We start from the raw sequence: 4,334 nt of genomic DNA on the forward strand, positions 1-4,334 counted from the left end.
GTAGCCTCATTACGCACCAATCCGGACAGCGGCTGAATCAGGCGACTGATTCAGTCGCCTCATTCTGACTACTACGTGTCAGCAACTGGTCTCTTGAGCCAGAGTGGACAACTAGCGAATCTGTACGATTTTCTCGAGTTGGAGCGATTGCGACGAGGAGTTCTCGTACGTCTCACCGGAGACGTTCACACCATCCGGCTGCGGGGTGTTGAACGCATGAATCCACCTTGGTTCATCGCGGTAGTTCTCGTAGAATTCGTCGAGTGAACCACAGTCGAAGGCGTCGCGGCGTGTGATGTATCCCCCGAATCGGTACCGTCGCCAACACTTCGCACCCGCTATGTAGACCGGATTCTCCCCCGCATCGGGTGCTAGTTGGATTACGCCTGGCTCTGGGGCTGGCTTCTCGCCAGGTTGCCACCCCATCCATGGGTTGGCACCAGCGTCGTTGACAGCCAGTTCGTCACAGTCCCTGCAAACGGGATTCGCGTAGCCAATGGGCAGATTCCGTGCCTCTGTTTCGGGCGCTCCGCAGATTGCACATCGCAGGAGTTGTGCCGGTTGTGACTCGTCATCTGGTGGTCCATAGCGGTCGGATACGACGATGTCCTCGGGTGGCTGTGCGGCGGGCACCAGTCCGGATAGATCGAATGTTTCGTGATTCATGATGAGACGACTCTTTTCAATTTATTATCGTAGTCTGCCATAAGTGACACTTCCGGTGAGTATAGCTTCGAGAGCTTTTACAAACGGTTCGCCTTCATCATGGGTATCCGTACACTATTCAGACGAGAGGACCATCTCAAACCGGTGTCGAGGACGTGAATATCGACGCTTTGATTCGAGAGCACGAGATCGTCACCGTCGAACCAGGGATGACGATAATACCCAGATACAGCGACAAGAAATCGGGTCCGCGGACGTCTTCGTACAGTCCGGCGTCCGGCGCGAACGTGAACCCGCCCCGGTTAGCATCGTGCAGTTAGCGCACGATTTGACCTTCTCGTGCCGCCACGACAACGGGACCAACACGTTTCTCTACGTACTTCTTGGATCTGAATCTATCGAAAGAGCCCTCACAGTCTTAAACAGAGAGAAGCTATTGATGTCATGACTGAAATTCTACGTTTGCTTGAGGGACTGCTTTTTTGACACTTTCGATCCCACGACGAACTCCCTGTTTCGACTTGTATCCTTCACCGCAATCTGCGATGATGTTCCCATTCGAGGCCACAAGACGCCATCGCCACTCGTCGGCGTTATCACGATAGACTTCAAAAACAGGTTTACTGGGCATACACGAGGTATACCACTTGATACAGATAAATTGGGGTGCTACCTGTCGCTGCAAGGGGTTACAAGGGTACCCAGAGATGGGCATGTCTTTCTTGTTAGTCCGGTGTCGGTACCACTAAAACCGGTCTGGTTATTGTCCGCAGGACTCGACGAGTAGTGCTACCAAGATACCGTCCGGTAAGGTTGGTTTCTCCTTGGGACGCCATTACTATCAGGTCTATATCATTCTTGTCGGCGTACATAGCGATCTCAGTAGATGTCGTTCCCTTAGCCAGAGTCGATTGCAGATCAATATCGTCGACGTCAATCTGCTCGATGAATCGTTCAAGCGCATCTTGTCCTCTCTTTTCTAATCGTTCGATATACCTTTGAGAGACTCCACCTGCATCAAATGGTCCAGCCTCAGCTTGCACATCGACGACTGTTATAACGTGTAGGACCCCTCCTGTACGTCGTGCAAAATCGGCACCGTACGGAACGGCATGTTCGGCGATTTTGCTTCCATCAGTCGCGAGTAGTATACGCTCGTATCTCTGTCCGGTTTCTTCCTGAACTTGGCCGTCCGTTACTGTCAATACGGGAACCTCAACGCTCCGTAAAACGCGTTCGGTGACAGTCCCGATCAAGTATTCCTTAGCACTTGTCTGTCCATAGCGACCCATGGTGATAAGATCGATATCGTTCTCAGCGACGTACTTGGTAATGATTTGACTCGGGTTTCCTTCGATCAGGGACGTCTCGATCAACGGCGACCCATCGATATCTAGTTCCATCACCTCTTCGAGGATGGAGCTTCCGTGCTCTCTCTTTCTGGCCTTAGATCTTTCTCCAGAGAGAACCCCACTCTTGACCACGTGCAGGACATCGACGGAGGCATCGTATTTAACAGCAAGCTCAAGACCGTACTTGGCGGCTCGTTTCGCGGGCTTGCTGCCATCTACTGGGATGAGGAGTTTGTCGAACATGGTTCGTTAATCGGCTCTCGATGGTTCCGTGTTACTCGAAAATGCATGAGTGACCGCATTAGTTGTCTGGCCAAGTATCTTGGCGGCTGCTTGTCTCCGAGCGACGAACAATCCGATTCCGAAAACGATGTAGATTGCACTGAATACCAACAGCAGTTGATACTTCGAGATGGGAAGAGAGATGATGTGCCGGATCATGAGGAACTCGATCAGTACCTGTGAGATGAACAGGACGAACAGCGCAATAGCCTCACGGATCGAGACTCGGAGGTCAACGATGAGCGCCAGCGCGAAGAAGGATTGGGCAGCGGTAATCCAGATCTCTGCCGCTTGTATCCTATCGAATAGAAGCGCTCCGTAGCTACCAAGAGCGATCGAGTAGACGACGACGAGCGTCCCGATAAGCAGCGTCCACTGGTTCAGCTTCGAGGAAATCAGCGCGTTAAATCCGGCAGTCGAACGCGCCTTGTTCACCAGTACGAGGACCACGATGAGTTCGGGTGACTCCGATGCTAAGGGCGCAATCCACTGAATCATGAAGAATGACGGGACGCCCACCTGTTTCCCCAGTTCTTCCAGACCGTGAGCGAAGGGTTCGACAGCAGTAAAAATAATCAATCCAGCGTAGGCGAATAGTGCGAGAACAAGAGTAATCCGATACGGTTTCGCAAAGGTCTGCAGGTAGGCTGGGACGCCGACGTGTTCTTCCTCGGCTTCGTGTTCACCGCGGAGGATAATGATGATGTATGCGACATAGAGGGAAACCAGAATCACCGTGTCAAAAATATCGATGCCCCCATTGAAGGGGACGAGAAACGCCCAAACTGTCGCAGCCAGCAGAAAAAAGATCTCTAAACCGATATCTTGATCGAGCGAGACTGTATCGGCGAGGAACCCATCTCGTTTCGTTACTGCGGGATCAGAAGCTGCCCCCCGCCGGAGAATCGTGAACAGGGCGATGCCTGCCCATCCAATACCGATGAGGATGCGGTTCGCTCCAGTCATGTTGGCGACGGCGAGGTTTCCCGCCTCAACGCCGCGCGATGTTCCTGCGAACTGTCCAGCGTTCCACGCGTACAGGGCATCAACTGCGTATTCGGGTGCTACAGCAAGTACTGCCAGTACTGCGATAGCAAACGCGCGTGGGACATCTTTTTCTGCCGTCTCGGCTCCCCACGTCAGGAGAAACGAGGCTCCAAGGACAGCGATCCCACTCACTGTCACTGTAGCTATTGCAGAAAACCCGTGGAAAGCGCCGGCCCCGAAACTCCCGATCCAAGGGAGAGTCAATACAGTTGCGGCGACAAGGGCACCGAGTATTTTCCAATTCATGAATACGTCATTTTGTGCAGATTAGTCATCGTCCTCACGCTCCGGTAGTGTGTGTGGTCCACGTGAGTTTTGCTTAAAAACCACAAGATAAGACTGTCCGTAGCGATGCTGGGGAGTACACGGTCTGAAACTCCCGATGTCTCGATTTGGCGGTGAATTAGGAATCATCGGGGTATAACCGCTATCCTCCGAAAAATTAGCGCTTACGGGGATAGACGCCCATCGATAGTAAATGAAAGAAAACGAATCAAGAACGAACGAGCCGGTGTCCAAGAATCCTTATTCACTGGGATGAATAGTTTTGGATATCATACAATAAAGAAACAATCCCCCACCTATAACTAACCCGCTTAACCAAGCGATGCCGATAGTTAGCGGACGAGAGGCAATAACACCTTGTAATCCATGCATAACGAGAAAAGCGGTAAGTAGACCACCCCCGACCCATATATAGGGGTGGCATCTCAAAGATATTCTACTAGTTCGATGGCGTATCCGGACATCAGGTGAGATTAGACTTAACTATACCCTCTCCGCACCTTCTGTATGGTAAATGCACGCCGCGCTGGGCATGCGCTATCCAAGCGGCGAGCACGCTGAATCTTATCATCGATTGAGGATATCACCTATGGAAACGCTGCTAACCGAACAAACCACCGCTGGCGACAAAATAATTACGCCGTTCCCGTATCTGCTGTCCTCACAGCCGGTAGGCGGTCGGAACGTGTCTGCGGTGCGGTC

4 protein-coding genes are annotated in these 4,334 nt (G+C 52.2%); all 4 read right to left on the reverse strand.

Annotated elements, in window-relative coordinates; genetic code table 11:
* Nucleotides 1-111 precede the first annotated feature (111 nt).
* The 4 genes from ACR3FF_RS25940 to ACR3FF_RS25955 all read right to left on the reverse strand — a co-directional run bounded on the left by ACR3FF_RS25940 (nucleotide 112) and on the right by ACR3FF_RS25955 (nucleotide 3,593).
* A complete protein-coding gene (locus ACR3FF_RS25940; protein WP_458190979.1) occupies nucleotides 112-666 on the reverse strand; it encodes a hypothetical protein in 555 nt (184 codons plus the stop codon).
* Nucleotides 667-1,108: 442 nt separating this feature from the next.
* Nucleotides 1,109-1,297: an HVO_2922 family protein gene (locus tag ACR3FF_RS25945; protein ID WP_458190980.1), complete on the reverse strand. Its 189-nt coding sequence runs from the start codon at nucleotides 1,295-1,297 to the stop codon at nucleotides 1,109-1,111.
* Between the two features lie 94 nt (nucleotides 1,298-1,391).
* Nucleotides 1,392-2,261 carry a universal stress protein gene (locus tag ACR3FF_RS25950; protein ID WP_458190981.1) on the reverse strand — a complete coding sequence of 290 codons (870 nt, stop codon included), beginning with the start codon at nucleotides 2,259-2,261 and terminating at the stop codon, nucleotides 1,392-1,394.
* Nucleotides 2,262-2,267: 6 nt separating this feature from the next.
* Nucleotides 2,268-3,593, reverse strand: a complete 1,326-nt coding sequence (locus ACR3FF_RS25955; protein ID WP_458190982.1) for a sodium:calcium antiporter — start codon at nucleotides 3,591-3,593, stop codon at nucleotides 2,268-2,270.
* Nucleotides 3,594-4,334 lie beyond the last annotated feature (741 nt).

It is taken from the genome of Haladaptatus ordinarius, from assembly GCF_054177595.1.

What these genes read in the sequence shown, in the direction of transcription:
- ACR3FF_RS25940 (WP_458190979.1), bottom strand. Translation starts at nt 666, where the DNA reads ATGAATCACGAAACATTCGATCTATCCGGACTGGTGCCCGCCGCACAG.
- ACR3FF_RS25945 (WP_458190980.1), bottom strand. Translation starts at nt 1,297, where the DNA reads ATGCCCAGTAAACCTGTTTTTGAAGTCTATCGTGATAACGCCGACGAG.
- ACR3FF_RS25950 (WP_458190981.1), bottom strand. Translation starts at nt 2,261, where the DNA reads ATGTTCGACAAACTCCTCATCCCAGTAGATGGCAGCAAGCCCGCGAAA.
- ACR3FF_RS25955 (WP_458190982.1), bottom strand. Translation starts at nt 3,593, where the DNA reads ATGAATTGGAAAATACTCGGTGCCCTTGTCGCCGCAACTGTATTGACT.